Source organism: Vibrio sp. 14N.309.X.WAT.E.F5, assembly GCF_030397615.1.
Lineage (GTDB): Bacteria > Pseudomonadota > Gammaproteobacteria > Enterobacterales > Vibrionaceae > Vibrio > Vibrio lentus.
This window is the reverse complement of sequence record NZ_JAPNXR010000014.1, coordinates 72,930-96,475: the sequence shown is the minus strand read 5'-3', so window position 1 is coordinate 96,475 and position 23,546 is coordinate 72,930. Positions and strand designations below refer to the sequence as shown.

Annotated in this window: 19 protein-coding genes and 2 tRNA genes; 4 read left to right on the top strand and 17 right to left on the bottom strand. The window is 44.0% G+C overall.

Annotation, left to right across the window (positions count from 1 at the left end; translation table 11 throughout):
* Positions 1-17: 17 nt before the first annotated feature.
* From pnp to rlmE, 14 genes are all read right to left on the bottom strand, one after another.
* The gene (gene pnp / locus OW495_RS15765) at positions 18-2,138 is read right to left on the bottom strand and encodes a polyribonucleotide nucleotidyltransferase (protein WP_009847538.1); all 2,121 of its coding nucleotides are present in this window, start codon (positions 2,136-2,138) and stop codon (positions 18-20) included.
* 379 nt (positions 2,139-2,517) lie between these two features.
* Positions 2,518-2,787: a 30S ribosomal protein S15 gene (rpsO, locus tag OW495_RS15760; protein ID WP_004734493.1), complete on the bottom strand. Its 270-nt coding sequence runs from the start codon at positions 2,785-2,787 to the stop codon at positions 2,518-2,520.
* A gap of 218 nt (positions 2,788-3,005) precedes the next feature.
* Positions 3,006-3,959 carry a tRNA pseudouridine(55) synthase TruB gene (gene truB, locus OW495_RS15755; protein WP_102513051.1) on the bottom strand — a complete coding sequence of 318 codons (954 nt, stop codon included), beginning with the start codon at positions 3,957-3,959 and terminating at the stop codon, positions 3,006-3,008.
* Positions 3,959-4,372 carry a 30S ribosome-binding factor RbfA gene (gene rbfA, locus OW495_RS15750; RefSeq protein ID WP_017106942.1) on the bottom strand — a complete coding sequence of 138 codons (414 nt, stop codon included), beginning with the start codon at positions 4,370-4,372 and terminating at the stop codon, positions 3,959-3,961. Before rbfA ends, truB begins: the two co-directional genes overlap by 1 nt.
* A 134-nt stretch (positions 4,373-4,506) precedes the next feature.
* Positions 4,507-7,197: a translation initiation factor IF-2 gene (gene infB, locus OW495_RS15745; protein WP_076672205.1), complete on the bottom strand. Its 2,691-nt coding sequence runs from the start codon at positions 7,195-7,197 to the stop codon at positions 4,507-4,509.
* A 22-nt stretch (positions 7,198-7,219) separates the two neighbouring features.
* Positions 7,220-8,707, bottom strand: a complete 1,488-nt coding sequence (gene nusA / locus OW495_RS15740) for a transcription termination factor NusA (protein ID WP_065103003.1) — start codon at positions 8,705-8,707, stop codon at positions 7,220-7,222.
* A gap of 35 nt (positions 8,708-8,742) precedes the next feature.
* A complete protein-coding gene (gene rimP, locus OW495_RS15735; protein ID WP_004734501.1) occupies positions 8,743-9,198 on the bottom strand; it encodes a ribosome maturation factor RimP in 456 nt (151 codons plus the stop codon).
* 235 nt (positions 9,199-9,433) lie between these two features.
* A tRNA-Met gene (locus tag OW495_RS15730) sits at positions 9,434-9,510 on the bottom strand.
* Positions 9,511-9,563: 53 nt separating this feature from the next.
* Positions 9,564-9,648: transfer RNA gene (locus OW495_RS15725), tRNA-Leu, on the bottom strand.
* 16 nt (positions 9,649-9,664) lie between these two features.
* A complete protein-coding gene (secG, locus tag OW495_RS15720) occupies positions 9,665-9,997 on the bottom strand; it encodes a preprotein translocase subunit SecG (protein ID WP_029223252.1) in 333 nt (110 codons plus the stop codon).
* A 278-nt stretch (positions 9,998-10,275) separates the two neighbouring features.
* The gene (gene glmM / locus OW495_RS15715) at positions 10,276-11,616 is read right to left on the bottom strand and encodes a phosphoglucosamine mutase (protein ID WP_289887368.1); all 1,341 of its coding nucleotides are present in this window, start codon (positions 11,614-11,616) and stop codon (positions 10,276-10,278) included.
* A gap of 22 nt (positions 11,617-11,638) precedes the next feature.
* Positions 11,639-12,469, bottom strand: a complete 831-nt coding sequence (gene folP / locus OW495_RS15710) for a dihydropteroate synthase (RefSeq protein ID WP_102513050.1) — start codon at positions 12,467-12,469, stop codon at positions 11,639-11,641.
* Positions 12,470-12,558: 89 nt separating this feature from the next.
* On the bottom strand, positions 12,559-14,529 hold the full coding sequence (ftsH, locus tag OW495_RS15705; protein WP_102513049.1) for an ATP-dependent zinc metalloprotease FtsH: 1,971 nt from the start codon (positions 14,527-14,529) through the stop codon (positions 12,559-12,561).
* A gap of 107 nt (positions 14,530-14,636) precedes the next feature.
* Positions 14,637-15,266, bottom strand: coding sequence for a 23S rRNA (uridine(2552)-2'-O)-methyltransferase RlmE (rlmE, locus tag OW495_RS15700; protein ID WP_017106934.1), 630 nt, complete (start codon positions 15,264-15,266; stop codon positions 14,637-14,639).
* A gap of 114 nt (positions 15,267-15,380) precedes the next feature.
* Here rlmE and yhbY point away from each other — a divergent pair, with 114 nt between their 5' ends.
* Positions 15,381-15,677 (top strand): ribosome assembly RNA-binding protein YhbY, encoded by a 297-nt coding sequence (gene yhbY / locus OW495_RS15695; RefSeq protein WP_004738252.1) that lies wholly within the window; start codon positions 15,381-15,383, stop codon positions 15,675-15,677.
* Between the two features lie 125 nt (positions 15,678-15,802).
* Here the strand turns inward: yhbY and greA are convergent, their stop codons facing one another.
* Complete coding sequence (gene greA, locus OW495_RS15690) at positions 15,803-16,276, bottom strand: transcription elongation factor GreA (protein WP_017084249.1); 474 nt, start codon at positions 16,274-16,276, stop codon at positions 15,803-15,805.
* 514 nt (positions 16,277-16,790) lie between these two features.
* Between greA and OW495_RS15685 the strand changes: the two genes are divergently transcribed.
* Positions 16,791-17,807 (top strand): porin, encoded by a 1,017-nt coding sequence (locus tag OW495_RS15685; protein ID WP_102382969.1) that lies wholly within the window; start codon positions 16,791-16,793, stop codon positions 17,805-17,807.
* A 260-nt stretch (positions 17,808-18,067) separates the two neighbouring features.
* Positions 18,068-19,486 (top strand): serine-type D-Ala-D-Ala carboxypeptidase, encoded by a 1,419-nt coding sequence (gene dacB / locus OW495_RS15680; RefSeq protein ID WP_102513048.1) that lies wholly within the window; start codon positions 18,068-18,070, stop codon positions 19,484-19,486.
* A 112-nt stretch (positions 19,487-19,598) separates the two neighbouring features.
* On the opposite strand, the gene OW495_RS15675 is transcribed toward dacB, so the two are convergent.
* Together OW495_RS15675 and tyrS are read right to left on the bottom strand one after the other, a co-directional pair.
* Positions 19,599-20,444 carry a magnesium transporter gene (locus OW495_RS15675; protein WP_102279534.1) on the bottom strand — a complete coding sequence of 282 codons (846 nt, stop codon included), beginning with the start codon at positions 20,442-20,444 and terminating at the stop codon, positions 19,599-19,601.
* 425 nt (positions 20,445-20,869) lie between these two features.
* Positions 20,870-22,057 (bottom strand): tyrosine--tRNA ligase, encoded by a 1,188-nt coding sequence (gene tyrS, locus OW495_RS15670; protein ID WP_102513047.1) that lies wholly within the window; start codon positions 22,055-22,057, stop codon positions 20,870-20,872.
* Between the two features lie 129 nt (positions 22,058-22,186).
* On the opposite strand from tyrS, the gene OW495_RS15665 reads away from it, so the two are divergent.
* Complete coding sequence (locus OW495_RS15665) at positions 22,187-23,476, top strand: peptidoglycan DD-metalloendopeptidase family protein (protein ID WP_065110830.1); 1,290 nt, start codon at positions 22,187-22,189, stop codon at positions 23,474-23,476.
* Positions 23,477-23,546 lie beyond the last annotated feature (70 nt).

The following is a 23,546-nucleotide window of genomic DNA, read 5'->3' as shown; positions in this document are numbered from 1 at the left end:
CATTAATAGGCTAAGAATTACTCAGCAGCAGGTGCTTCGCCTTCAGCTGGCGTTTCAACTGCTTCTTTCATGCTTAGACGTACACGGCCTTGACGGTCAATTTCAAGAACCTTAACAGGAACTTCTTGACCTTCAGTTAGGTAGTCAGACACTTTCTCAACACGCTTGTCAGCGATTTGAGAGATGTGTACTAGACCATCTTTACCTGGAAGGATAGTAACGAATGCACCGAAGTCAGCTAGACGAGCAACTTTACCTTGGTAAATGCGGCCAACTTCAACTTCAGCAGTGATCTCTTCGATACGGCGGATAGCTTCTTTAGCAGCTGCGCCTTCAGTAGCAGCAATCTTGATTGTGCCATCGTCTTCGATTTCGATTGTAGTACCCGTTTCTTCACAAAGAGCACGGATAACTGCGCCGCCTTTACCGATAACATCTTTGATCTTATCAGAGCTGATTTTCATTGTGTGGATACGTGGAGCGAATTCAGAGATATCTTCACGAGCACCAGAGATAGCTTCATCCATTACAGAAAGGATGTGCTTACGTGCACCTTGCGCTTGGTTAAGTGCAATTTGCATGATCTCTTTAGTGATACCTTCGATCTTGATGTCCATTTGAAGTGCAGTAATACCAGCGTTAGTACCTGCTACTTTAAAGTCCATGTCACCTAGGTGATCTTCGTCGCCAAGGATGTCAGAAAGAACAACGAAATCGTCGCCTTCTTTAACAAGACCCATTGCGATACCCGCAACAGAAGCTTTGATTGGAACACCAGCATCCATAAGTGCTAGAGATGTACCACATACAGAAGCCATTGAAGAAGAACCGTTAGATTCTGTGATTTCCGATACAACACGAACTGTGTATGGGAATTCGTCAACAGAAGGCATTACTGCTTGGATACCACGTTTAGCAAGCTTACCGTGACCAATTTCACGACGCTTAGGAGAACCAACGAAACCAGTCTCACCTACACAGTATGGAGGGAAGTTGTAGTGTAGAAGGAAGTTGTCTTTCTTCTCACCCATTAGGCTGTCGATGATTTGTGCATCACGTTGTGTACCAAGCGTTGCAGTAACAAGTGCTTGAGTTTCACCACGAGTGAATAGAGAAGAACCGTGTGTACGTGGAAGAACACCAGTACGTACGTCTAGCGCACGAACCATGTCTTTTTCACGGCCATCGATACGTGGGTTGCCAGCAATGATGCGGCTACGTACTACGTTTTTCTCTAGAGAACCAAGCATGCCGCGGATTTCGCGCTCATCTAGGTTTTCGTCTTGTGCAATTAGAGCTTCAACAGTGTCGTTCTTGATTGCGCCAACTTGCTCGTAACGAGCCATTTTCTCAGTGATCTGGTACGCGTCAGATAGACGAGTTTCAGCTTGCTCAGCAACTTTAGCTTTAAGCTCAGTGTTAACTGCTGGCGCTTCCCAGTTCCAAGATGGAGTTGCAACTTCAGCTGCAAATTCGTTGATCGCTTTGATTACAACTTGTTGTTGGTCGTGACCGTAAACAACAGCTGAAAGCATTTCTTCTTCAGATAGGTTATCTGCTTCAGATTCAACCATTAGTACTGCGCCTTCTGTACCAGACACAACTAGGTCTAGTTTAGAGTTTTCAAGCTCAGTATTTGATGGGTTAAGAACAAGTTCGCCGTCGATGTGACCAACACGTGCAGCACCGATAGGACCATTGAATGGAGCACCAGAGATAGCAAGCGCAGCAGACGTTGCGATCATAGTGATCATGTCTGGGTTTACGTCAGGGTTGATAGAAACAACCGTAGCGATAACTTGAACTTCGTTTTTAAACGCACTTGGGAAAAGTGGACGAATTGGACGGTCAATCAGACGAGCTGTTAGCGTTTCGCCTTCAGAAGGACGACCTTCACGCTTGAAGAAACCACCAGGGATTTTACCCGCAGCGTATGTACGCTCTTGGTAGTTAACTGTTAGAGGGAAGAAATCTTGGCCTGCAACAGCTTCTTTCTTAGCAACAACAGAAACGAATACTGATGTATCGTCCATAGTCGCCATTACAGCAGCAGTAGCTTGACGTGCCATTACGCCCGTTTCTAGAGTAACGGTGTGGTTACCGTACTGGAACGATTTTACAACTGGTTTTTCAAACATTGTATATCCTTAGCTCTAAAGTCATGACTTTAGATTAAGTGAAGATTGACTCAAGATATTACCAATCGCGACTAGTGAAAAGAGACTTGGGAATGATGCTTCTTTGTATGAGTTCATACGCCGAATTAAGACCAAATCCGCCTTTGAATAGTCGCGACCTATTGGCCGACATCTGTGACTGTAACGTCTTGAGAGGTTGATTGCCCAGCGTCGAAAACGCGTAGGCGGGCGTAGTATAAACTATTTTTATTAGGAGAGATATTTCCTATCAGAAAAAGCCAGATGATATTCTGTGCATCCGGCCAAACATTTTCTTACAGGCACAAAAAAAGGAGCATAAATGCTCCTTTTCTTCAAACTGTCTTTGCAGACATCGCTATTAGCGACGTAGGCCTAGACGCTTGATTAGGTCTTGGTAACGAGTAAGGTTTTTGCCTTTCAAGTAATCAAGAAGCTTACGACGGCTAGAAACCATACGTAATAGACCACGACGGCTGTGGTGATCGTGTTTGTGCGCTTTGAAGTGACCTTGTAGGTGGTTGATAGAAGCAGTAAGTAGTGCTACTTGTACTTCTGGTGAACCTGTGTCGCCTTCAGATTGTGCGTATTCTGCAACGATTGCTGCTTTAGTTTCTGCATTCAGAGACATAAATCTCTCCTGATAAGAGTAAGTTTATATTTGTAGCAGCCAATCTCTGATTCAGCCGCTACGCGAGCCGAGGATTATAGGGAAGTTTACGAGTTGGTGCAATAACAATCGAACTGATGAAAAACGAAAAAAGCGAACCATTAAAATTAAGGGCTCGCTTTCTATATTATTTACTCGCCTTTCACGACTCAGCGCTAAGATCCGACTCTGTGTAAGCGCTACGCTTGTGGCTCTTCATCTCTGAAAACAACTAAACGCTTCGGTGCAACTCGGCCATCTTCGCCAATCTGAGCAACGCCAACAAACAGCTTCTCTTCACCGCTTGTCATGCGAACGGTACCTTCAGCAGGAGCGCCTGCGACTTGAACGGGCATACCGTGCTGAACAAGATCAGTCAGTTCCGCATTCAAGTTAACTTCAGGTAAATCTTCTACAGCCGTGTCCATTGGCATTAGCAATGGATCAAGCAACTCTTTAGGTGCAATTTCTTGCGCTTGTGCTTGCTCTAGAATTTCGTTCAGCTGTTCCAAGGTAACCATGCGTTCATACGGGTACTTTGCAACACCAGTACGACGAAGCATTGTCACGTGAGCACCACAACCTAGCATCTCACCAAGATCGTCGGTGATCGTACGGATGTACGTGCCTTTAGAACAATGCACTTCCATCTCAACTTCATCGCCTTCAAAGCGAAGTAGCTCAATAGAATACACAGTGATCTTGCGAGACTCACGAGGAACCTCGATACCTGCACGTGCGTATTCATACAAAGGCTTACCTTGATACTTCAATGCTGAAAACATTGATGGAATCTGGTCGGTTTCACCTTTGAAACTTGCAATGCAGCGTTCAAGTTGCTCTTGAGTCACGTTGATATCACGCGTTTCAACCACTTCACCATCAGAGTCTGAGGTATTGGTACGCTCACCAAGCTTCGCGATAACAACGTAGCGCTTATCAGAATCTAATAGAAACTGAGAAAACTTCGTTGCTTCACCAAGACAAATTGGCAGCATGCCAGTCGCAAGAGGATCCAGAGCACCGGTGTGCCCTGCTTTCTCTGCAAAGTAAATACGTTTTACTTTTTGCAGTGCATCATTAGATGAAATACCTGTCGGCTTATCTAACAGAATTACCCCGTTTATAGGGCGACCTTTACGACGGCGAGCCATTACTCTTCGTCCTTAGACTGAGTATCCTCAGTACGGCCTGCTTCTTCTTGCTTACGCTTGTCGTCATTCAATACTTCGCTTACTAGGTTAGACATACGCATGCCTTCAACCAAAGTGTTGTCGTAAGTAAAACGAACTTCAGGCGTTAGACGGTGACGAATACGCTTACCAAGAGCCATACGAACTGGCACTTCATGCTCTTTAAGAGCAGCAAGACATGATTCAGGTGTTTGCTCACCGATACATAGGAAAGTCACGAACACTTTTGCGTAAGCAAGGTCACGAGACACTTCTACATCTGAAATAGTTACCATACCAATGCGTGAGTCACGAACTTCACGTTGTAGGATAAGTGCTAGCTCTTTTTGAAGCTGCTGAGACACACGTTGTGTGCGGCTAAATTCTTTTGACATTTTCTTTTCTCACTTAGAAAGATGGGGGGCTTGGTAATTACCAGCCCCCCATGGTGTATTCAACAACCGATTACTTATTACCTTTACTAGTAATGTTAGTAACCTTAGTCAATATGTCGAGTCGTACAGACTGATTAGTCTAGAGTACGTTTAACTTCAACAATTTCGAATACTTCGATCTGGTCACCAACGCGAACGTCGTTGTAGTTCTTAACGCCGATACCACACTCGTAACCATTTTTAACTTCTTGAACGTCATCTTTAAAGCGACGAAGTGACTCTAGTTCACCTTCGTAGATAACAACGTTTTCGCGAAGTACGCGGATTGGGTTGCTACGCTTAATAGTACCTTCAGTAACGATACAACCAGCGATTGCACCAAGTTTAGGCGACTTAAATACGTCACGAACTTGAGCAAGACCAATGATCTCTTGACGGAATTCAGGAGCAAGCATACCGCCCATTGCCTGTTTAACTTCGTCGATCAGTTGGTAAATGATTGAGTAGTAACGTAGATCTAGGTTTTCATTCTGAACAGTACCACGCGCAGTTGCGTCAGCACGTACGTTGAAACCAAGGATGATAGCGTTAGAAGCTGCTGCAAGCGTTGCATCAGTTTCAGTAATACCACCAACACCAGAACCTACGATGTTCACTTTAACTTCGTCAGTTGACAGTTTCAGTAGAGAGTCAGCAATCGCTTCAACAGAACCTTGAACGTCAGCTTTAAGTACAACGTTAAGTTCAGCAACTTCACCAGCCGTCATGTTCGCGAACATGTTCTCTAGTTTCGCTTTTTGTTGGCGAGCTAGTTTAACATCACGGAATTTACCTTGACGGTAGTTTGCAACTTCACGCGCTTTACGCTCATCACGTACAACCGTTGCTTCATCACCTGAAGCAGGAACGCCTGAAAGACCTAGAATTTCTACAGGGATAGATGGACCTGCAGTTTCGATGTCTTTACCGTTTTCATCACGCATTGCACGAACACGGCCGTACTCTTGACCACAAAGAACAATGTCGCCTTTGTTTAGAGTACCAGACTGTACTAGTACTGTTGCAACTGGACCACGACCTTTATCAAGACGAGATTCAACAACAACACCAGATGCCATGCCTTCTTTAACCGCTGTAAGCTCAAGAACTTCAGACTGAAGAAGGATAGCTTCTAGAAGACCATCGATGTTTGTACCCTGTTTTGCAGAGATGTGAACGAAGATGTTCTCACCGCCCCATTCTTCAGGGATAACGTCGTATTGAGCTAGCTCATTCTTAACGTTGTCTGGGTTTGCACCCTCTTTGTCGATCTTGTTCACAGCAACAATCAGAGGAACGCCTGCCGCTTTCGCGTGCTGGATTGCTTCGATTGTTTGTGGCATTACGCCATCGTCTGCTGCAACTACAAGTACAACGATATCTGTCGCTTGAGCACCACGAGCACGCATAGCGGTAAACGCCGCGTGTCCAGGAGTATCAAGGAACGTGATCATGCCGTTGTCAGTATCTACGTGGTAAGCACCAATGTGCTGCGTGATACCGCCAGCTTCGCCAGAAGCAACGTGTGCTTTACGAATGTAATCAAGTGTAGAAGTTTTACCGTGGTCAACGTGACCCATGATAGTAACAACAGGAGCACGACCTTCTGCGATAGCATCGCTATCACGGTCAGCTAGCACTGCTTCTTCTAATTCGTTTTCTTTGCGAAGGATAACCTTGTGGCCCATTTCTTCAGCAACAAGTTGTGCTGTTTCTTGGTCGATCACTTGGTTGATAGTCGCCATAGCGCCCATCTTCATCATCACTTTGATAACTTCAGTTGCTTTAACTGACATTTTGCTAGCCAGTTCAGAAACAACGATAGTTTCGCCGATAGCAACATCAGATTTAGCAACAGTTGCTGACTTATCGAAGCCTTGTTGCATTGAAGTTGGTTTAGCTAGCTTACCTTTACCGCCACGACCACGTTGGTTACGACCACCACGGTTGTTGCCAGGTTGAGCTGCTGGAGCAGGTTTCTTCTTGCGACGACGAGGAGCTTTCTCATCTTTTTTATCAGCCGCATCTTCTGCTTCACGAGCATAAGTAGAAGTAGTCACATGGTAATCCGCAGATTTCTCTTGCTCTTTCTTCTTCTTCTCTTCTTCAGACCAACGTTCTTGGTTTTCTTCTGCTAACTTACGAGCTTCTTCAACAAGCTTAGCTGCTTCAGCTTCTGCTTTACGAGTTGCTTCTTGCTCTTGACGAGCTTTTAGTTCATCCGCTTCTTTTTTCGCTTGTGCGTTAGCGTCTGCATTTTTTGAATTCATGTCTTTTTTAGCCTTATCAGCTTGTGCGCGTTGAGCCTTCTCTTCAGCTTCACGTTTTGCATCCGCTTCACGTGTTACTTTTGCTTCGGCTTCGCGCTGTGCTTTCTCTGCAGCATCACGTTTCGCTTGCTCTTCAGCATCGCGTTGTGCTTTCTCTTCCGCTTCACGATTAGCTGCATCCTCAGCCTCACGTTTCGCTTCATCTTCAATAGCGCTGCGCTTCACGTAAGTACGTTTTTTACGTACCTCTACTTGAACATCCTTACTCTTACCGCCTCCAGCGGCAACACTTAGCGTGCTGCGGGTCTTGCGTTGAAGAGTTAAACGAGTCGGTTCTGTTTCACCTGAAGTATCGCCGTGCTCCTTTTTAAGGTGCGTTAGCAATGTTTGCTTCTCTGAATCAGTCACTTGATCCGACCCTGCTTTCTTCATGCCTGCATCAGCAAGTTGTTCAATTAAGCGGTCAACTGGCGTACCAATCTCTTCACTCAGTGCTTTAACTGTTAATTGTGTCATACCGCTCTCTCTCCTTGCTGAATTATTCTTCGTCGCCGAACCAACAGATGTTACGCGCAGCCATAATCAGCTCGCCCGCACGTTCTGCAGTTAGGTCTTCGATGCCTTCTAGTTCATCAACGCCTTGGTCAGCTAGGTCTTCCAATGTAGCAACGCCTTTTGCAGCTAGCTTGTAAGCCATTTCACGCTCAAGACCTTCAAGTGCAAGTAGGTCTTCAGCAGGCTCAACACCGTCGAAAGTTTCTTCTTTCGCTAGCGCTAGAGTAGTCAGTGCGTCTTTTGCGCGGTTACGTAGTTCTTCGACGATACCTTCGTCTAGACCGTCCACTTCAAGAAGCTCGTTTACAGGAACGTATGCTACTTCTTCAAGCGTAGAGAAACCTTCTTCAACAAGCATTTGAGCAAAGTCTTCTTCGATGTCTAGGTGCTTCATGAAGTTTTCAATTGAAGCAACGGCTTCTTCTTGGTGCTTCTTCTGAAGATCTTCAACAGTCATTACGTTCAGTTCCCAACCAGTTAGTTGAGATGCTAGACGTACGTTTTGACCGCTACGACCGATAGCTTGCGCTAGGTTGTCAGCTTCAACCGCGATGTCCATTGAATGTGTATCTTCATCAACGATGATAGAAGCCACATCAGCAGGAGCCATTGCGTTGATTACGAATTGCGCCGGGTTATCGTCCCAAAGCACGATATCGATACGCTCACCGCCAAGGTCGTTAGAAACAGCTTGTACACGTGCACCACGCATACCAACACACGCACCAACAGGGTCAATACGTTTGTCGTTTGTTTTAACAGCGATTTTAGCACGAGAACCAGCGTCACGTGCAGCACCTTTAAGTTCAATTAGTTCTTCGCCAATCTCAGGCACTTCAACGCGGAATAGTTCAGCTAGCATTTCAGGCTTAGAGCGAGTAATGAACAACTGGAAGCCGCGAGCTTCTGGCTTAACTGCGTATAGAAGACCACGAACACGGTCACCTGGACGGAAGTTTTCACGAGGAAGCTGGTCATCACGAAGGATTACCGCTTCAGCGTTGCTACCTAGGTCTAGGATAATAGTGTCACGGTTTACTTTCTTAACAACACCAGTAACTAGCTCACCTTCGTTATCGATGAACTGCTCAACGATTTGAGCACGTTCAGCTTCACGTACTTTCTGTACGATAACTTGCTTAGCCGTTTGAGTCGTAATACGGTCAAACGTTACTGATTCGATGTCATCTTCAATGAAACCGCCAAGTTCGATCTCTGGGTCATCGTACTTCGCAGCTTCAATAGAGATTTCTTTTGTTGGGAATTCAACTTCCTCAACAGCTTCCCAACGGCGGAAAGTTTCGAAATTACCCGTTTTACGGTCAATTTCAACACGAACTTCGATTTCTAGTTCGCTTTTCTTTTTTGTTGCCGTTGCAAGCGCGATTTCAAGCGCTTCAAAAATACGCTCACGAGGAACTGCTTTCTCATTAGAAACAGCTTCTACTACCGCCAAAATTTCTTTGTTCATTAATCTAGCCTCTTAAGCTCATCTCTCTAGGAGAACTAAAATTTAGGGATCAGGTTAGCTTTCGCAATATTGCTCAGGACGAATTCTTCTTCTTGTCCTTCAACCAATACTTTTACTGTCTCGCCTTCAATAGATTGGATATCACCTTTCCATTTACGACGGTTGCCGACAGCCATTTTCAAAACGATGCTTACCTCGTGACCAATAAATTGTTGGTAATGCTCTGCTTTGAACAGTGGTCTCTCTAAACCTGGTGAAGAAACTTCAAGGTTATAAGCCACTGAAATTGGATCTTCAACGTCCATTACGGCACTTACTTGGTGACTAACTTCAGAGCAATCGTCTACATTGATACCATTTGGTGAATCGATGTAAATACGTAGCGTTGAGTGCTCACCAGCACGAATAAATTCTAATCCAACTAACTCATAACCTGATGCTGCTACTGGAGCGTCAAGCATTTCAGTAAGTTGTCTTTCTAAACCAGTCATTTAACCACTCCAGAAACAAAAAAAGGGCTCAAAGCCCAATTTAAATTCCAAGCAAACATTATCTAAATTGCATTTACAAATGCTTAGATAACAAAAAACCCCGTATAAGCCGGGGTTTTTGTTGCTGGACCCTTATATGTTAAGTGCCATCATATTTGATATTACACTTAACTCACAGTGAGGTTCACACTGTGCAAACTTGCTACCAATACATGCTATATAATAGCATTGAAATTGGTTGCGGGAGCCGGATTTGAACCGACGACCTTCGGGTTATGAGCCCGACGAGCTACCAAACTGCTCCATCCCGCGTCCGACTTGTGAGCATTATACGCCCAACAAGATGTTTTACAAGTTTGTAAACATGGTGCCGAGAGAGGGACTCGAACCCTCACACCCTAAGGCACTAGCACCTCATGCTAGCGTGTCTACCAATTTCACCATCTCGGCATCAAATCTTTGCAGATTATTGTGGAATCTCGTCGCCTTGCGCCGGAACTTCACTCACTGCATCTTCAGCTTGCTGAATTACCTGACCTTCAGTCGGGTTAATCCATTGTGACTCAGTTTTATGTGTAGACATATTACCAAGCACTAAGCTAAGGATAAAAAATGTAGTTGCAAAAATTGCAGTCATTCGGGTAAGGAAATTTCCTGAGCCACCAGCACCAAACACAGTGTTTGAAGCGCCAGCACCGAATGAGGCTCCCATATCTGCGCCTTTACCTTGTTGAATCAACACTAGGCCAATTACACCAAGCGCTGCCAACAGGTAAATCACAAGTAGAACTGTAAACATTTTTCCACCTATGTTCCTAATTGTTGAGCCAGCGCCGTTCAAAAAACTATTTTCAAGAACAAGGCTAGCGACCTCCTAACTGAAGGCCGAGCAATACTAGCGAATGCGACGATGACTGACAAGGGGAATTTGCTAAAAAATAAGCCTTTAACAAGCGAGTGGTTAAAAAAAGGGCAAAAGCGACACAAAACTCGTTTGTGTCGCTTTTCATCAAGGCACAAGTTAAACAAACTTAATCACGGGCATGATGATGCACGCCATTGCGATAAACTATTTAACTAGCAATTCGCTTTTACAGCATCAGCAATCTTAAGTGCAGATTTCTGAACAAGATCAGCATCTTCACCTTCAACCATCACTCGTAATAGTGGCTCTGTACCTGACTTACGCAGCAATACGCGGCCTTTCTCGCCAAGTTCAGCTTCCACTTCCACAACTGCCGTTTTAACCGCCTCTGCTTCTAATGGGTTTGAGTCGCCGCTGAAACGAACATTTTCTAGAACCTGAGGGTATAACGTCATACCTTGAGAAAGTTCATTCAGTGTCATTTCGCTATCAACCACTGAAGCCAATACTTGCAGTGCAGCAACGATGGCATCACCCGTCGTTACTTTATCTAATAGAATCACATGGCCAGAGTTTTCTGCACCAATCTTCCAACCTTTAGCAAGAAGCTGCTCCATTACATAACGGTCACCTACAGCAGCACGTACAAATGGAATACCTAATTGCTTAAGTCCATTTTCCATACCAAGGTTCGTCATCAATGTACCAACAACGCCGCCTTTTAGTTCACCACGACGTAGCGCATCACGAGCAATGATGTAAGCGATTTGGTCGCCATCAACCTTGTTGCCTAGCTCATCAACCATAATGATACGGTCACCGTCACCATCAAAGCCAAGGCCTAGTGCTGCTTTCTCTTCAACCACTTTAGCTTGTAGAGCACGCACATCCGTCGCACCCACTTCATGGTTAATGTTGGTACCATTTGGCTCAACGCCCATTGCAATGACTTCAGCACCCAACTCTTTAAACACAGCAGGCGCGATGTGGTAAGTAGCACCGTGTGCGCAATCAACCACAATTTTCATTCCGGCTAATGTCATTTTGTGTGGGAATGTACTTTTACAAAATTCAATATAACGACCAGCGGCATCATTTAAGCGTACCGCTTTACCTAGTACTGAAGATTCCACGCACTCGATATTTTTGTCTAGTTCAGCTTCGATAGCCAACTCAATTTCGTCTGACAACTTAGTGCCTTCAGAAGAGAAGAACTTAATACCGTTATCGTAATATGGGTTATGCGATGCAGAGATAACAATCCCCGCCTCAGCACGGAAAGTTTGTGTTAGGTAAGCAACAGCCGGTGTCGGCATTGGCCCCGTAAACGTTGCCTGTAGGCCCGCTGCAGCTAAGCCAGCTTCTAAAGCAGACTCAAGCATGTAACCAGAAATACGAGTATCTTTACCGATAATCACTTTCTTTGTGCCCTGCTTTGCTAAAACACGACCCGCAGCCCAGCCAAGCTTCAAAACAAAATCAGGTGTAATTGGGTACTGACCCACTTTGCCACGTACGCCATCTGTTCCGAAGTAACGTCTTTTATCAGACATATTGATTTTCCTTAATTATTATTTAGTGATTGTTGTTCATCACTTCAATTATCTTCATCGCTTCCAATGTATCTTCTACATCGTGAACGCGAATAATTTGAGCACCTTTCATCGCAGCAATGGTGGCGCAAGTAACACTTCCTACCATGCAATCTGCTGGTGATTTATCTAGCAGCTTAAAGATCATCGATTTTCTCGAGATACCCGCTAAGATTGGCAAGCCAAGCGTATGAAATTTTTCAAGGTGCGCTAATAGGTGGTAATTATGCTCTATGGTTTTACCAAAGCCAAAGCCAGGATCTAAAATAAGTTGCTCTTTAGGTATACCTACGGACTCACAAGCCTCAACCCTTTCTTTTAAAAAGTCTTCAACATCCGTGAAAACATCGTCATAGGTAGGGTTAGCTTGCATGGTTCTTGGCTGGCCTTTCATGTGCATCAAACAAACTGGAACCTGAGCTTGAGCGGCAGCTTCTAAAGCGCCCGGCTCTTGCAGAGCTCGCACATCATTGATCAAGTCAGCACCCGCTTCAACGGCTTGACACATCACTTCCGCTTTGCTGGTATCAATAGAAATCCACACATCAAAATTAGCTCGAATCGCTTTAATTGCGGGGATAACCCTTGATAGTTCATCTTCCAATGTAACTTCAGGCGCTCCCGGACGGGTAGATTCACCACCGATATCAATAATACTGACACCAGCTTTGATCATGCGTTCAGCTTGCTGTAATGCTTTCTCTAATGAGTTGAATTGACCACCATCAGAAAATGAGTCGGGAGTTACATTGAGGATACCCATCACATGCGGACGGTCTAAAAGGAGTGTTTTGTTGTTTACTTGTAATATCATGGAAGGCAGGTCTTAAAAGGTTAAAACACTTTGCGCTATAAACAGAAAAACCCTGAGCGTACTCAGGGTTTTAATTAATAGCTTAGCGATTAAGAATCTTTGTTTTGGGCATCATCTGATTCAGATTTAGCTTCTTCAACTTTCGACTCTTCAGCTTTTGGTTCGGCTTTAGCTTCAGATTTTTCCTCAGCTTCAGGCTTAGTTTCTTCCTTTGCAGGTTCCGCTTTTGCCTGATCACCCCAACCAGCTGGCTCACGAATGTCAGTCTTACGTTCCATGAGGTCATCAATCTGACCTGCATCGATCGTTTCGTACTTCATAAGCGCATCTTTCATCGAGTGCATCAAATCCATATTATCTTCTAGGATTTGCTTAGCTCGAGCGTAGTTGCGGTCGATAAGAATACGAATTTCTTCATCGATAAGTCGAGTTGTATCGTCAGAAACATGCTTCGCTTGGCTCATGCCGCGACCTAGGAAAACTTCGCCTTCTTCTTCAGCATAAAGAAGAGGACCCAATTTCTCAGAGAAGCCCCATTGCGTAACCATCTTACGAGCAATATCTGTTGCACGTTCGATATCGTTAGACGCACCAGTCGAAACATTATCTTTACCGTAGATAAGCTCTTCAGCAAGACGACCACCGTACAAGCTAGAAATCATTGACTCTAGATGTTGGCGAGACATGCTTACGCGATCTTGCTCTGGTAGATACATAGTCACACCAAGTGCACGACCACGAGGGATGATTGATACTTTGTACACTGGATCGTGTTCAGGTACCAAACGACCAACAATCGCGTGACCCGCTTCGTGATAAGCCGTTGATTCTTTGACTTCTTCAGACATAACCATTGAACGGCGCTCTGCACCCATCATGATCTTATCTTTCGCAAGTTCAAACTCAACCATAGATACATTGCGTTTGTTTCCGCGAGCAGCGAATAGAGCCGCTTCGTTAACAAGGTTCGCAAGATCTGCACCAGAGAAACCTGGAGTACCACGAGCAATCAGAGATGGTTCAACATCGCCTGACAATGGAACTTTACGCATGTGTACTTTAAGAATCTGTTCACGACCGCGTACATCAGGCAGACCAACCACAACTTGACGGTCAAAACGACCAGGACGAAGTAGTGCTGGGTCAAGTACGTCTGGACGGTTAGTCGCAGCGATAACGATAATACCTTCGTTACCCTCGAAACCATCCATCTCAACCAGCATTTGGTTCAGTGTTTGCTCACGTTCATCGTGACCACCACCAACACCAGCGCCACGTTGACGACCTACTGCATCGATTTCATCGATAAAGATGATACATGGTGCGGCTTTCTTCGCTTGTTCGAACATGTCACGCACACGAGATGCACCAACACCAACGAACATTTCTACGAAGTCAGAACCAGAGATAGTAAAGAACGGTACTTTCGCTTCACCCGCAATCGCTTTTGCAAGCAATGTCTTACCAGTACCAGGAGGACCAACTAACAGGATACCTGTAGGGATCTTACCACCTAGCTTTTGGAAACGACTTGGGTCGCGAAGGTAGTCAACAAGTTCTTTAACGTCTTCTTTTGCTTCGTCACAACCAGCAACATCAGCAAACATCGTTTTGATTTGTTCTTCGCTCATCATTCGAGCTTTGCTCTTACCAAACGACATTGCGCCTTTACCGCCGCCGCCGCCTTGCATTTGACGCATGAAGAAAATCCACACACCAATCAGTAAGATCATTGGGAACCAAGAGATGAAGATAGTGCCAAGCAGGCTCTGCTCTTCAGGTGGTGTGCCCTGAACTTTCACGTTTTGGTTAATTAAGTCATCAAGTAGCTTCTGATCATAAACAGGCATGTAAGTTACATACTTAGCACCACCACCACGACGGGTGAAAGAGATTTCACTGTTATTGAACTGTGCGTCTTGAATCTGGCCTTGGCCAACTTCCTGTACAAACGTGGTGTAATCAACTGCTCTGCCATTACTTTCACCAGGGCCGAAGCTCTGGAATACAGACATAAGCACTACAGCGATAACTAGCCACAGAATTAAATTTTTTGCCATGTCACTCAAGGTGTCAGCCTCTCGATAACTAATTGTAATTAAAGGTAGGGTACTACAGTTTGTTACCTGTAGCTATATTGTTAACGGTTCAAAATCGAACAGAATCGTTAACCTTTGTAACCAGTGGCTACGATAAACACTTCACGAGAACGAGCTCGAGAAGAGTCGGGTTTTCTGACCTTAACCGTCTTAAACATCTCACGGACATCTTTAACGTATTGGTCAAACCCTTCGCCTTGGAATACTTTAACAACAAAACTACCATTGGTAGCTAGAACTTGTCGACACATATCCAAAGCTAATTCAACCAAGTACATAGCTCTTGGTTGGTCTACTGAGTTATTTCCTGCAATGTTAGGAGCCATGTCAGACATAACCACATCAACCATATTAGGTTGAATACGATCTAACAACGCTTCCAATACTGCTTCTTCGCGGAAATCACCTTGTAAAAAGCTCACTCCAGCGATTGGGTCCATAGGTAACAAATCACACGCAATGATTTGCCCACTGTCACCAATAATCTTAGCAGCATATTGAGACCAACCGCCAGGAGCTGCGCCCAAATCCACTACAGTCATCGCAGGAGACAACAATTTATCTTTCGCTTGAATCTCTTCCATTTTGAAATAAGCACGTGAACGATAGCCTTTCTTTCTCGCCTCATTTGCGTACTTGTCGTCGAAGTGTTCCTTCAACCAACGACCTGAACTGGCCGAGTGTTTCTGTTTACTCATTGGATACCTAAATTGGAGGAAAGTACTAATTGCTGAATAAATTATAGTCTTCAGCATTAGATGGCGTTAAAATAGGTTTTTTCAACCCTAATACTAAAGAAAATTGGCCGCGTAATGAACCTAAGTACCAAACAAAAGCAGCATCTAAAGGGCCTAGCTCACAGTTTAAAACCTGTAGTGCTAATGGGCGCAAATGGACTTACTGAAGCTGTTCTAGCGGAAATCGAATTAGCTCTAGACCACCACGAACTGATCAAGATTAAAGTAGCATCAGAAGACCGTGAGACTAAGCAACTAATTATCGATGCAATTGTACGTGAAACTAAAGCTGAGAAAGTACAAACTATCGGTAAAGTTCTTGTACTGTTCCGTCAGTCTGAAGCACGTAAAATCGAGATTCCACGCAAATAAGTTAGTTTGGCATCAAACTAGCTCCGCAATCAGAAAGCCACTGTGCTTATCTTTTAGTGTAGCGTGAGAAACGAAAAAGGTCGCATTAGCGACCTTTTTACTTATTAGAACCAAAGTAAATTCAATTAGATGTATTCTACTTTGTCGATTTCGAAATCTTTATCGCCACCAGGTGTAGAGATAATAACCTCGTCACCTTCCATCTTACCAATCAGACCACGAGCGATCGGTGATTTCACCGAAATGCGACCCGTTTTGATTTCAGCTTCATCTTCAGAAACGATTTGGTAACGGAACTCTTCATCAGTATCTACGTCAATCAAAGTAACCGTAGTACCAAAGATAACCTTACCTGTGTTATCCATTTGAGTTACGTCGATGATCTGAGCTAGTGATAGCTTGTATTCGATATCTCGAATTTGAGCTTCACAGATACCCTGCTCTTCACGAGCGGCGTGATATTCAGCGTTCTCTTTCAAGTCACCGAGTTCACGTGCTTCACCAATAGCTGCTGAAATAATAGGACGTAGCTTAAGTAGGCGATCTAATTCGTCACGTAGCTGCTGAGCGCCACGCACTGTCATTGGAACCTTTTCCATTTTTTACCTCTATGCCAAAGCTTTCTTTGGCCAACATAAATCCACCCAACATAGTTATTGGGTGATAGAAACAAAACGATTTGGCTTAGTGTAAACAAACTTGATGGCTAAATCACCTTTATTCCACTTTGTATTATAAAAGCTTTATCTAGGTCAAAATTACAGACATCACAAAAATGAATATTACTTCCCCAACCAATAGACCCCCCAATAAATACCTAAAAAAACAAAAAACAAAGCAAATAAACACAGATCACACTTTTATAAAAATAAAATAAAAACAAACACTTAAACAAAAGGAAATGTAATAAAACAGTGTTCGTAATTTTTATTGAGATCATTTTACTAACTGACTATGGAACTTTAGGGGTAAAAAGTACCCCATGAATTGCTCTGGCAAGTTTCACGCTTTTGTTCTAAGCATGATTATGAAGCTTGATTAATACGAGCAATACACAAAAGGATTCAAATCCTTGATAAATACCTTTATGGACAGTAATTAGGAATTAATAACATGAATAACAAGACTCTGATCGCTCTAGCAGTAGCGGCAACAGTATCAGCTGGCGCAAATGCAGCAAACGTATACAGCCAAGATGGCACAGAACTAAACGTTGGTGGTCGCGCGGAATTCCGTGGTGATTTCATTGGTAACGGTGGTGAAGAAATTGAAGGCACAATGGCTAACAACAGCCGTTTCCGTCTTAACGTTGGTGGTACTACAGAAATCAACGAATCACTAAGTGGTTTCGGTTTCTACGAAGCTGAGCAAACAGTTATCTCATCAGGTAACGAGCAAGACTCAGACGACACTAACTCAGATTTCAAACAACGTTACATGTTTGCAGGTCTTCAAGGTGATTTCGGTGCTGTATCATTCGGTCGTCAAGATACAGCGGCAGTACAAATCTCTCAAATGTCTGATGTAACGACATTTACCGGTGCTCAAAAAGAATTCATCAACGCTGGTAACGAGCAAATCAACAACACAATCCTTTATACTGGTAACTTTGTTGATGCTCTAACAGTTAAAGCAAGTTTGGTTGCTGGTGAAGATAAAGACACTGATGCTTACGGTGTATCTGCTATCTACACTCTTCCTATGGGTCTAGGCTTCGGTCTTGGTTACTCAGCAGGTGACAATGGTGAAAACGCAGGTACTGGTAACGCTATCATCGCTGGTGTTAACTACACACTAGACTCTCTATACCTAGCTGGTACATACACTACTGGTGAAGCAGACGACAAATACAACTCTGACTTCAGCGGTATGGAATTCGCAGCTACTTATGGCTTTGGTAACGGCTTCACTCTAATGGGTGCATACCAAAAAACTGAAGAAGATAACCTACTAGGTAAATCTCAAGATAAAAGTGATTTCTTCGAAATCACTGGTGACTATGCATTCAACAACAACCTAAATGCTTATGTTGCTTACGCACTGAACAACCTTGATAGCGTATCAAACGCGCAAGGTGTTAAGATTGAAGGCGAAGATACTATGCGTCTAGGTCTAAAATACTCTTTCTAATCTGTTAACAAGCACCTTGCTTGTTATATGAAATCAAAGGTCTAGCTAACGCTAGACCTTTTTCACCTTTACTTCCTCAGTTTCTAACACACCTCTAAAAAATTCGTACTCTGCATTGATTGTTTAACTCACAATTTTTAAAACCTATAATCAAAAGTAGCTCTACCTTTGCATTGAAACTTAGCTCACATACGTGACCTTTGAGTCATAGTGAGATAACTTGGCAATAGTTTTAAAACGACTCTCCTATTGGAACAAACATGTTCAAGCTTTATCTACTTACAGCGTCCCTTATATCTTGCTCAGTACTTGCATATTCTCCGCTGAATAAACTGCCCGATGGCAGTAGTACAAGCTTAATACTGCAGTCACTAAGTGGCGATTCAAATGAAATGAATACCAACAGTGATGGCTTTTATCCACCAGCCAGCACTTTAAAACTGGTTACGGCTTTGGCGGCTAAGTTGGAGTTGGGAGATGACTTTCACTACACAACCAGCATTGCCCGTTCTAATGAAGATGTGGTGATCTCATTCAGCGGTGACCCAACGCTACAACGAGAACATCTAAAAAGCCTTTTAGCTCAATACGCTAAGTCACAATCTAAATCCATCAAAGGCAACTTATATCTCGATAACTCGGCTTATACAGGCTATCAACGAGCAGTTGGTTGGCCTTGGGACATTCTAGGGGTTTGTTACAGCGCGCCTTCTAGTGCGATGACGTTAGACAGCAACTGCGCACAAGCCTCTATTTATACAAAAGATAATGGTTCGACACGGGTATATATCCCAGCTCATTATCCAATAGACGTGACAACCACAGCTGCCACTGTAACTCGCTCAGGGCAGAAGGCAACACAATGCGACTTAGAGCTCATAACGACTCCAGACAACGCTTACAAGCTCTCTGGTTGCTTAGTTGAGCGTAAGAAACCACTGCCGCTCAAATTCGCGATTCAAAATCCAGAGCTTTATACCTACCAAGTCGTGACATCAATGCTTCAGGAGCTAAAAATCCAAGTTAAAGGTGATGTAATTATTGGTAAAAAAGCTAAAGCAGACAAAACGACGTTAGTCGCGAGCCACCATTCTGAAAAGCTTCCTGAACTGCTCGATATCATGCTGAAGAAATCAGACAATCTAATAGCAGATAATCTCACTAAAACGCTGGGTGCGACATTTTATGTTCAACCGGGCAGCTTCAATAACGGCACTGAAGCGATAAAGCAGATCTTACTGACTAAGGCCAACATCGATCTCAGCAAAGCGCAATTAGTCGATGGTTCAGGGTTATCTAGAAATAACCGAATGAGATCGCAGACCATGGCACAGGTGCTTCGTTATATCTGGGAAAACGATCAACAACTCAACCTAATTGATGCGATGCCAACGTCAGGCACTGATGGAACGCTTAAGTATCGTCAAAGCATGCGAAAAACACCGATTCAAGGCAACATCATTGCCAAAAGCGGCTCTCTATACGGTAGCTATAACATGGCGGGTTTTGGTTTAGATAAGGCGGGAAGACCAAACTCTCTATTTGTGCAGTTTGTACGTGATTATTTCCCTGACAAGCCAGATGCAGACAAACCAGTCGAAGCACCAATTACCCAGTTTGAACGTGCTTTCTATAAAGATGTAGTCGAGTTCAGTCAAACACAAGGCAAACCTAAGTAACGTTCAGCTCTGTGTAAGCTTCTACTTAAGCAATAAAAATGGCGCTGAAGATCTTAAATCTTCAGCGCCATTTTTGTTTATCAGGTGTATTTTAGTTATTTGTTATAAGCTTTTAAGCGATTCCTAGGAATGAGTTCACTACCGTGAAATAAATCCACATCCCTGAAATATCCACTATCGAAGCGAGGACAGGGCTCACCAACACCGCAGGATCTAACTTAAATAACCGAGCAACAATTGGTAATCCAGCACCTAGCACAGTTGATATTGTCACTTGAATAAACAGAGCGACAGCAATCGCGTAAGCAATCATATTAATGTCGTAACCACCCGTTGATTGATTGTCACTGAACAGTAAGATTCGGCCAATCATCACTAAGGCGATCGCTAGAGCTAAACAGATAGCAACTCTAAGTTCTTTCCATAAAACGTTGGCCCATTGGCGCTTCTTCAACTCGCCCGTGGCTAAGGCCCTGATGACCAAAGTCGCAGCTTGTGTTCCTGTGTTGCCACCCGCAGCGGCGATTACCGGCATATAAATCGCAAGAAGTACTAGTTGGCTAAGAATGTCTTCATACTGAGCAATGATAAGCCCAGAGACAATACCAAGCAACGCCAAGGCAATAATCCAACCGATACGTTGCCTTACATGGCTTAGCACTCCAGTCGAAAGGTAACCTTGTTGCGGTTCAACCTCTGAGTAGATCAGCCCTAGTTGGTGAGCTAGATGTCGAGAGCGCTTCTCAAAGCCCTGCTCTTCTAGCTCACTAAGTAAAGTCTGAATCGTACTAAGAGAACATTGCCCAAGTACTAACACCGCATCTTCAAGTGGCATACGGTTCAAAAGGTTAATTTGTTGCTCACGTCCGTACTGTTGAAAGGCATTAGATACAGCTTGGATGTCTTTCTCTGAGTACAGAGCTTCAATAGATAAAAAAGTGTTGTTCATTACCGTCATGGCGAATCTCCCGATTGGCAAAGGTAACGACCATCAAAACAAATAGCCTATAGCGAGTACACCAAGAACATATAACTCGTATATCAAGAGCGTATAGCTAGGCGCACTAAAAGCTTAAAGCTAGTATACCAATAGCTTAAAGCGCTAATGTGTCTACTTGTTAGAATCTAGTGTGTGGAAAAGAATGAGGGGGAAAAACAAAGATACCCTACCTGAACGGCAGGACAATAGATCAATACCGAGACAGGTTATTCTTCTCCATTCAAACTAGGAGGATGGTCGGTATTGTTCATAAAAATCTCCAGAATTACTGTCAATATGACAGCGCGCATAGTGTAGCAATGCACGTTCAAAAACTTCGTCAGCTTTCTGTCAATAAAAAAGGCATCCGTGGATGCCTTTTGTTCAATTATTGATATGCGTTATTACTTAATAGTAATACGAGCAAACTTACGTTTACCTACTTGGTAAACTGCAGTACCTGCTTCAGGTACGAATCTGCTGTCTTCAATCTTCTCGCCTTCAAGCTTAGCCGCGCCTTGCTTGATCATACGCATCGCATCAGAAGTAGAGTTTACAAGACCTGCTTCTTTTAGAACGTTAGCGATTGGTAGACCTGCTTCGAATTCGAATTCAGGCATTTTATCTGGCACTTGGTTCTTAGCAAAACGGTTAACGAACTCTTGCTCAGCTGCTTCAGCATCGGCTTCACTGTGGAAACGAGCAATGATCTCTTTAGCCAGTAGAACTTTAACGTCACGCGGGTTCTTACCTGCATCAACGCCAGCTTTCAGTTCCGCAACTTCTTCAAGTGGACGGAAAGACAGTAGCTCGTAGTAGCTCCACATTAGATCGTCAGAGATAGACATGATCTTACCAAACATCTCGCTTGGTGCTTCGCTGATACCGATGTAGTTGTGCGCAGACTTAGACATCTTCTTAACGCCGTCTAGACCAACAAGTAGTGGCATCATTAGTACCGCTTGTGGTTTTTGACCTGCAGCTTTTTGCAGTTCACGACCCATTAGAAGGTTAAACTTCTGGTCAGTACCACCAAGCTCAACATCGCTCTCGAGTGCAACAGAGTCGTGACCTTGAAGAAGTGGGTACATGAATTCGTGGATTGCGATCGGTTGACCACCAGCATAACGCTTTTTAAAGTCATCACGCTCAAGCATACGAGCAACAGTTTGGTTAGAAGCAAGACGAATCATGCCTTCAGCACCAAGCTCAGATAACCACTCAGAGTTGAAACGAATTTGCGTTTTCGCAGGATCGAGAATCTTGAATACTTGCTCTTTGTAAGTCTCAGCATTCTTCAATACGTCTTTACGGCTTAGCGGTGGACGTGTTGAGTTCTTACCTGATGGATCACCAACCATTGCAGTGAAATCACCAATAAGGAATGTCACTTCATGACCAAGCTCTTGGAAAGCACGAAGCTTGTTAAAGATAACCGTATGGCCTAGGTGGATATCTGGAGCTGTTGGATCGGCACCCAGCTTAATGCGTAAAGGACGACCTTCTTTTAATTTAGCAATCAGTTCGTCTTCTGGAATCAGTTCTTCTACGCCACGTTTGATCTCGGCTAGTGCAGCTTCAATACTCGCCATTCTTGTTCACTCCCACAGATTTGGCAAAAATATAATAATTAGACATCTTACTTGAATAGCGATGTATTTTGAAACCAGTTACACTATTCCGTCGTCGATTTTCATAATATTTACAGAACGAACCGGAACATGTTGTCTATTTTTGCACGCCTTCCTATTTTGCACCGGGCTTTTATCGCATTTTTTAGTGCCGTAATTTTCGTCGCGATCTTCTTACTCCCCGATGTCAGCAGTTTACGTGACGATACGGGCGCTTTAGTGGTGGGGAAACATTACCCACTGACTATCAATGCATCTGCACTTGTTAGCTCAAGTGACGCACCGCCGACGGCAGTGCTTAATTGGGAGAAATACACCGTTCGTTCTGGCGAAAGCACCTCTGTTTTATTCGAACGTATTGGCCTCTCATACCGCTTGCTGATCACGCTACTCAATACCAATAACGATATTAAGAAGCAGCTGTCTAATCTAAGACCTGGCGATGTATTACAATTCGGTTTTGATGAAAACAACGATCTTATTCAGCTAAAACGACAACTTAGTGCGTTTGAAAGCTTCAAAATCACTAAATCTGGTGATTCTTTTACCTCTAGCATCGACAAAAAAGAAGTTGCCTACCAATACAATTACGCTGAAGCCAACATCACCTCAAACTTCTGGAATGCAGGCGTTAGCGCTGGCCTAACCGCAAACCAAATTATGGAACTAGCTGGCATCTTCGGCTGGGATATCGACTTTGCGCTGGATATTCGTAAGAACGACAGCTTCAAAATCTTGTACCAAGAGAAAGTGGTTGAAGGCGAAGTTATTGGCCGCGGTAAGATCATGGCGGCTGTGTTTAAAAACCAAGGTGATTCGTTTACTGCGGTATTGGATGATAGAAGCGGTAATTACTTCGATGAGAATGGCCGAGCGATGAAAAAAGCTTTCTTACGTTCTCCTATTGATTTCCGTCGTGTGACATCGAACTTTAACCCACGCCGAAAACACCCAGTGACAGGCAAGGTTAGAGCTCACCGCGGCACCGACTACGCTGCCCCTGTTGGCACACCTATCTGGGCGGCAGGTGACGGTATCGTTCAGAAGTCAGGTTACAACCAATTCAATGGTAATTACGTGTTCATTCGCCATAGCAACACCTATATCACCAAATACCTGCATATGAAGCGACGCATGGTGAAAACAGGTCAGCGCGTAAAACAAGGCCAAACCATTGGTACTTTGGGTGGTACTGGTCGTGTGACTGGCCCGCACTTGCATTATGAATTCTTGGTTAATGGCGTACATAAGAATGCGCGTACCGTGAAATTGCCGCAATCGAAGTCGTTAACCGGTAAAGCAAAAGCAACCTTCATCGCTAACTCTGAGATTCGATTGAATAACCTTGAGCGATACGGCCAGTTGTTAGCAACTAATTAGATTGCTAGCAACCAATTAGGCTAGAACCCTAACAGCCAACAAAAAGAGCGCCCATCAAGGCGCTCTTTTT

Bases quoted from the DNA above. Each gene is read 5' to 3' on its own strand.
- glmM (WP_289887368.1), bottom strand. From the start codon at position 11,616: ATGTCTGATAAAAGACGTTACTTCGGAACAGATGGCGTACGTGGCAAA.
- tyrS (WP_102513047.1), bottom strand. From the start codon at position 22,057: ATGGCGAGTATTGAAGCTGCACTAGCCGAGATCAAACGTGGCGTAGAA.
- OW495_RS15675 (WP_102279534.1), bottom strand. From the start codon at position 20,444: ATGACGGTAATGAACAACACTTTTTTATCTATTGAAGCTCTGTACTCA.
- ftsH (WP_102513049.1), bottom strand. From the start codon at position 14,529: ATGGCAAAAAATTTAATTCTGTGGCTAGTTATCGCTGTAGTGCTTATG.
- OW495_RS15685 (WP_102382969.1), top strand. From the start codon at position 16,791: ATGAATAACAAGACTCTGATCGCTCTAGCAGTAGCGGCAACAGTATCA.
- rimP (WP_004734501.1), bottom strand. From the start codon at position 9,198: ATGACTGGTTTAGAAAGACAACTTACTGAAATGCTTGACGCTCCAGTA.
- rpsO (WP_004734493.1), bottom strand. From the start codon at position 2,787: ATGTCTCTGAATGCAGAAACTAAAGCAGCAATCGTTGCAGAATACGCA.
- greA (WP_017084249.1), bottom strand. From the start codon at position 16,276: ATGGAAAAGGTTCCAATGACAGTGCGTGGCGCTCAGCAGCTACGTGAC.
- secG (WP_029223252.1), bottom strand. From the start codon at position 9,997: ATGTTTACAGTTCTACTTGTGATTTACCTGTTGGCAGCGCTTGGTGTA.
- folP (WP_102513050.1), bottom strand. From the start codon at position 12,469: ATGATATTACAAGTAAACAACAAAACACTCCTTTTAGACCGTCCGCAT.
- nusA (WP_065103003.1), bottom strand. From the start codon at position 8,707: ATGAACAAAGAAATTTTGGCGGTAGTAGAAGCTGTTTCTAATGAGAAA.
- OW495_RS15665 (WP_065110830.1), top strand. From the start codon at position 22,187: ATGTTGTCTATTTTTGCACGCCTTCCTATTTTGCACCGGGCTTTTATC.
- infB (WP_076672205.1), bottom strand. From the start codon at position 7,197: ATGACACAATTAACAGTTAAAGCACTGAGTGAAGAGATTGGTACGCCA.
- dacB (WP_102513048.1), top strand. From the start codon at position 18,068: ATGTTCAAGCTTTATCTACTTACAGCGTCCCTTATATCTTGCTCAGTA.
- yhbY (WP_004738252.1), top strand. From the start codon at position 15,381: ATGAACCTAAGTACCAAACAAAAGCAGCATCTAAAGGGCCTAGCTCAC.
- rlmE (WP_017106934.1), bottom strand. From the start codon at position 15,266: ATGAGTAAACAGAAACACTCGGCCAGTTCAGGTCGTTGGTTGAAGGAA.
- truB (WP_102513051.1), bottom strand. From the start codon at position 3,959: ATGGCTCGCCGTCGTAAAGGTCGCCCTATAAACGGGGTAATTCTGTTA.
- pnp (WP_009847538.1), bottom strand. From the start codon at position 2,138: ATGTTTGAAAAACCAGTTGTAAAATCGTTCCAGTACGGTAACCACACC.
- rbfA (WP_017106942.1), bottom strand. From the start codon at position 4,372: ATGTCAAAAGAATTTAGCCGCACACAACGTGTGTCTCAGCAGCTTCAA.